Genomic DNA, 4774 nt, shown 5'->3' with positions numbered 1-4774 from the left:
GCTGGCGGTTTCCAGGCCGCGCTTGAGCAGGGCCAGGCGCTCATCGCCCTGGCGCCGGCTCATCATGCCCAGCAGTACCTGGTTGAGGCTCATCAGCGCAATCAGCGGCAGGTTCATCAGCTTGCGCGCCAGGTTGACCCAGGTCACCGCGCCTTCACCGAGCAACGACGCCACCAGCCGCTCGATCAACGCCAAGCCCTGGCTGGCGNNCAGCGCCACGGCCGCCAGCCCAGGCGCCAGATCGACGGCAGCAGTGCCAACGGCATCAACAAGCTGCCGGCCAGGCACGCCAATGCCAGGGAGTGCGGTTGCGTGGCGGTGCCGGCCAGGGCGAGGTAGGTCACCGGCGGCAGGTTGAAGAGCAGCGAGCCCAACCCCGCCAGCACAAAGCGTTCGCTGGCCTGCAACGGAATACTGAACAGCGCATGCAGCATCAACCCCGGCACGCACCAGGCCACGATCTGCAGGTTGCTACTGGCCAAGGCTGTGGCGCTGGTTGCCAAACCGGGGCCGAGCAACTGCACCAGCCAGGGCGCCAACACCGTCAGCAGCAGACCTGTGACCAGGGCAATCAACATCAACGCCGGAAACAGCACCGCCAGCCAATCCAGGCGCTCGCCGTCCTTGCGCTCCAGGTACAACGGCAACGCGGCGGCACTGAGCACGCCACCGGCCAATGACATGCGTAACGCTTCGGGCAAGAACAGCGCGATCAGGAACGCATCGCTGCGCTCTCCCGCACCCCAGGCCGCCACCAGCAACCATTCACGGGCGAACCCCAGGCACAGGCCCAGCAGGGTTGCCAGGGTCAGCCAGACGGCAGAGCCGAGCATGGCTAAGGCCGCGCGCCGTCTAGGAGAGATTTGCCCGGCGCCACGCTCTTGACCTGCGGCAGGCGTGCCGGAAACAACCGGCGAGCCTCCAGCACATTGATGCCCACCATCAACCAGAACAGCGCCACCATCACCACGGCAAAACTGAAATAGTGGTCGAACAACCCACTGACCAGCGCAGAAAGAATCCCTGCGGTACTGCCCAGCCACAGCGCATTGTCCTTGGTCAGCCGGATCGGGCCTTTTTCAGGGCGCGCTTCACGCCACCAGCGCACGGTCACCGCGACAAAAAACAGCATGCCGGCGATGCCGGTCTTGTAGATGAAGTTCAGCCAGAGGTTGGAAATCCCTAGGAAGTGCGTGCCGGGCACCGGTGGGTCGACCTTGAAGCCAATCCCGAACGGATAGGCCGCCATGGCTTCTGGGAACATGCGGTACTCGTCAAAACGCACTTCGGTACTGGCGTTGCTCGACGAGAAAATCGTTGCCAGACGGTCTTGCAACGGCGGGTACGCCATCACCAGCGCCACGGTCAGCGCCGCGCCGATCATCAACAGACGCCCGGTGTACGGCACACGTCGCGTGGCCATCCACATCAGCACCAGCGCCAGGCTGACCATTGCGCCACGGCTACTGGCCAACAGCAGGGCTGCGGCGCCGAGGCACGCCACGCCCAGGCCCAGCGCGCGCTTCCAGCCCTGTTCGGTCATGCCGAAGCAGAACGCCAGCGGCAGCAGCAATGCCATGATTCCGCCGATGGCGTTCGGGTGCATCCACGGCGAGCCCATGCGCGAAGACATCGCCTCAAGGCCGAATTTGAGCATCTCGAAGTTGCCGTAGTTGAACACCGCCAGGATCGGCGCAATGCCTGCGCCGGAGCGTGTGCGCACGAACACGGCGATCGACAGCACCAGCATTGCCAGGGAACCCAGCAACAGGGCAATCACCAACGATTCGCGCTGTTTGTGTTCCGTCAGCAACTTCGCGCAGAGGAACACCGCCGACAGGCTCAGCAGCCAGCGCAGCCAGTTGGCCACGCCACTGGTGTCGGCGTGGATGGTCACCTGGCCGACGATGAACGGGAACACGCTGAACAGCATCAGCCACAACAGCATCTGGTCGGTGGGGCGACGGGTGAGGCTCGGTGTGTCGGGCAGGCGCGCCAGGAAGTTGTGCCACAGCACCGCGCCCCAGGTCAGGGCCAGGATCGCCTCGCTGACCGTACTGCGAATGCCCAGGTTGACCGTCGAATACGGCATGAAGGTGGCCACCCCGGCAAACAGCAACAGGCCCCACAGGGGAAAGCGCAGGATGGTCACCGCAGCCGCCAGGCCGATCACCGCCAGGAACGCCTTGGCCGGTGACAGCGCCAAGGCGAGGGCACCAAACAGCAGGCCGAACAGGATCGCGACGAGGCTTGCCAGGGATAGTCTCACTTCAATTCCTCGATCAGTTCGGCCAGGCGCCGACGGTACGCCTGGCGGTTGAAACGCTCGGCCCATTGGCGTCGTTGCTCGGGCGATTGTTCATCGGGCCTCTCGCACAAACCCACCATCAGCTGCACCAGGGCCGGGCCGTCGGTGGGCGAAAAGCGCGGCGCCGACGGCGGGGTGATTTCATCCAACGACGTGCCGCTGGCCACCGCCACCGGCGTGCCGACACTGAGGGCCTCGATCACCGGCAAACCAAAGCCTTCGGCGTAGGAGGGCTGCCACAGGCGTGAGGCCTGGCGGTACAGCGCGTGCAGCTCGGCGTCCGACACACCGCTCAAGGCACGGATGCCCGGCAGGTTGCGTTGGGCTTCGGGCAAATGGTCGAGGCTGCCCACCAGCACCAATTCCGGCACGCCCGGCGACTGGCGACGCGCCTGCTGCCAGGCCTCCACCAGGAACGGTACGTTCTTGCGCAATTCACGGGTGCCTACCAACAACCAATAGCGTTCGGGCAGTTGGCGCGCGCTGAGGTCGGCTGCCAATTCGACAAAGCCATCGACCTGATTGGGCAGCACACGGATCTTGCCGGCGGCCTTGGGAAACAACCGCGCGGTTTCATCGGCGCTGTACTGCGACGGTGTCCACACCCGGTCAGCGCTGTGCACCGCGTAGGCAATCGACAGGCGATCGCTGGTCTTGTAGATCAACGCCTTCAAGCGGTTGGCGTGGTAGTTGTTCAAGGTGATCTGGAACAGGTCATGCAACAGCACCACCGTGCGCAAGCCTTTGGGCTTGGGCGGCAACGGCAGGCCCATGTTGAAGGTGCTGATGTACACATCGATGTGCTGCTCGCGCAACGCACGCGGCAGGAAGCCCGCCTCGAAACGCAGGCGATTGTGCGGTTGGTGCATGGCGGTCTTCGCGCAGCCCCAGGCCGGGCAGTGGGCCTGCAAGCGGGTTTCATCGCCCAGGGGCGCCACGGTGAACCGCGCCAGCTCGATCTGCGGCAACGCACGCAGGGCATCTTCCAGGGCATACACCTGGCGGCTGATCCCCGATTGCGGCGACGTGCCGACGGTGCGGTAATCCAGGCCTACACGCATGCGGGCTCCTTTTGCTCGAGTGGCGACAGGCTGGCGTACACCTGCTCCAGCTGGCTGGCCGCCACACTCCAGTCATGGGCGCGGCGCACATAGGCGCGCCCGGCTTCGCCCATGGGCGCGGCGGCGTCGGGAAATTGCAGCAGGCGCACCACCGATTCCGCGAGGCTGGTGGCGCTCTGGCCGCCGAGGTAGTCCAGGCCTTCGACCAGGTCCAGGCCGGACACGCCTTGGTCGGTGCTCGCCAGCGGCAGGCCGGCGGCCAGGGCTTCGAGTACTTTCAATTTGGAGCCGCCGCCATGGCGCAACGGCGCAAGGAACACCGAGCAGCTCGATTGCAGGTTCAGCAGGTTTGGCACAAAGCCTTGCCACTCAATGCGCGGGTCCTTCCAGCGTTCGCGCCAACTGCCCGGCATGCCGAAACCACACACGCTCATGCGCGCCTCGGGGCAACGCTCCCAGACCTTGGGCAGAATCTCGTCCAGGGCCCATTCGATGGCGTCCACGTTCGGGGCGTATTCGTAGTTGCCCAGGAACAATACACGGCGTGTCGACGGGTCGGGACGGGCCGCGGCAAAGTGATCGCAATCTACTCCATTGACCACCACCGGCACCGCTTTGCCGGCGATCTTTTCCAGCACCTGGGCGTCCGTGTCGGTGACCGCCACCACCTGCGCCGCCTGGCGCATCACCCGGCGTTCCCAGCGGGCATAGCGCCATTGATCGTAGCGAATGAACGGCAACGCCCAACCCGGCAAACGGTCGTAGGTGGCGGCGCCAAGGGCCGACTCCACGTTGTGTTCGGTCAGCACGAACGGCTGGGATTTGCGCAGCAGCGTGTCTTCATAGGGCTGGAAGGTGTAGCTGTGTTCGATCTGCACCACGTCCCAATGCTCGTTGAGCAGCTGGTTGAAGGTGTCCTGCAGGGGGCCCGACAAACCGTTCACGCTGGCCAGCAGCGGGTAGGGCGCAAACAGCCCGGCCACCAAGGTCTTGAAGCTGCGCAGTGGGCGACGCGGCAGGATGATCAGTTGTTCGAGAAACGCCTCCAGCACCTGGCGATCGGTGAGCGACACTGGGTGTTTGTCATGCAGCAGCAAGGTGATCCGATGCCCACGGGCGGCCAGGCTGCGCAGCAGGTGGAACTGGCGCGTCTTGCCACCGCTGGTGGCGGGCCAGGGCGAGTAGGGCAGGATCCATAGAATGCGCATGGCGGGCTTCAATCCCATAACAGAATTTGCAGGTTCGACTTGACCGGTACGGTCAGGCCGTTGGTGCCACTCACCGGGGTTTGCGTGCCGCGCAACGGGTCGTAGAGGGTGGCGCTGGTCAAGTTGGGCAAGTGCGCGCTGCCGCCTTCGGCCGACCAGAAGAACCACAGCTTGTGCCCGTCGGCGCGGGTCCAGCC

General features: G+C 65.0%; 3 protein-coding genes and 2 pseudogenes. All 5 read right to left on the bottom strand.

Features of this window, described 5'->3' with window-relative positions:
• A pseudogene (locus HX803_RS31360) lies at nt 1-833 on the bottom strand (lipid II flippase MurJ); the annotation flags it as partial.
• Between the two features lie 2 nt (nt 834-835).
• Nucleotides 836-2269 carry an O-antigen ligase family protein gene (locus HX803_RS31355; protein WP_178925960.1) on the bottom strand — a complete coding sequence of 478 codons (1434 nt, stop codon included), beginning with the start codon at nt 2267-2269 and terminating at the stop codon, nt 836-838.
• Complete coding sequence (locus tag HX803_RS31350) at nt 2266-3369, bottom strand: glycosyltransferase family 1 protein (RefSeq protein WP_178925959.1); 1104 nt, start codon at nt 3367-3369, stop codon at nt 2266-2268. Before HX803_RS31350 ends, HX803_RS31355 begins: the two co-directional genes overlap by 4 nt.
• Nucleotides 3360-4577 carry a glycosyltransferase family 4 protein gene (locus HX803_RS31345; protein WP_178925958.1) on the bottom strand — a complete coding sequence of 406 codons (1218 nt, stop codon included), beginning with the start codon at nt 4575-4577 and terminating at the stop codon, nt 3360-3362. The genes HX803_RS31350 and HX803_RS31345 overlap by 10 nt, the downstream gene beginning before the upstream one ends.
• 8 nt (nt 4578-4585) lie before the next feature.
• A pseudogene (locus HX803_RS31340) lies at nt 4586-4774 on the bottom strand (beta-xylosidase); the annotation flags it as partial.

The organism is Pseudomonas sp. P7548, from assembly GCF_013386585.1.
Taxonomy (GTDB): Bacteria; Pseudomonadota; Gammaproteobacteria; order Pseudomonadales; family Pseudomonadaceae; genus Aquipseudomonas.
The sequence above is the reverse complement of the archived record's forward strand: the minus strand, read 5'-3'. Positions and strand labels throughout refer to the sequence as shown.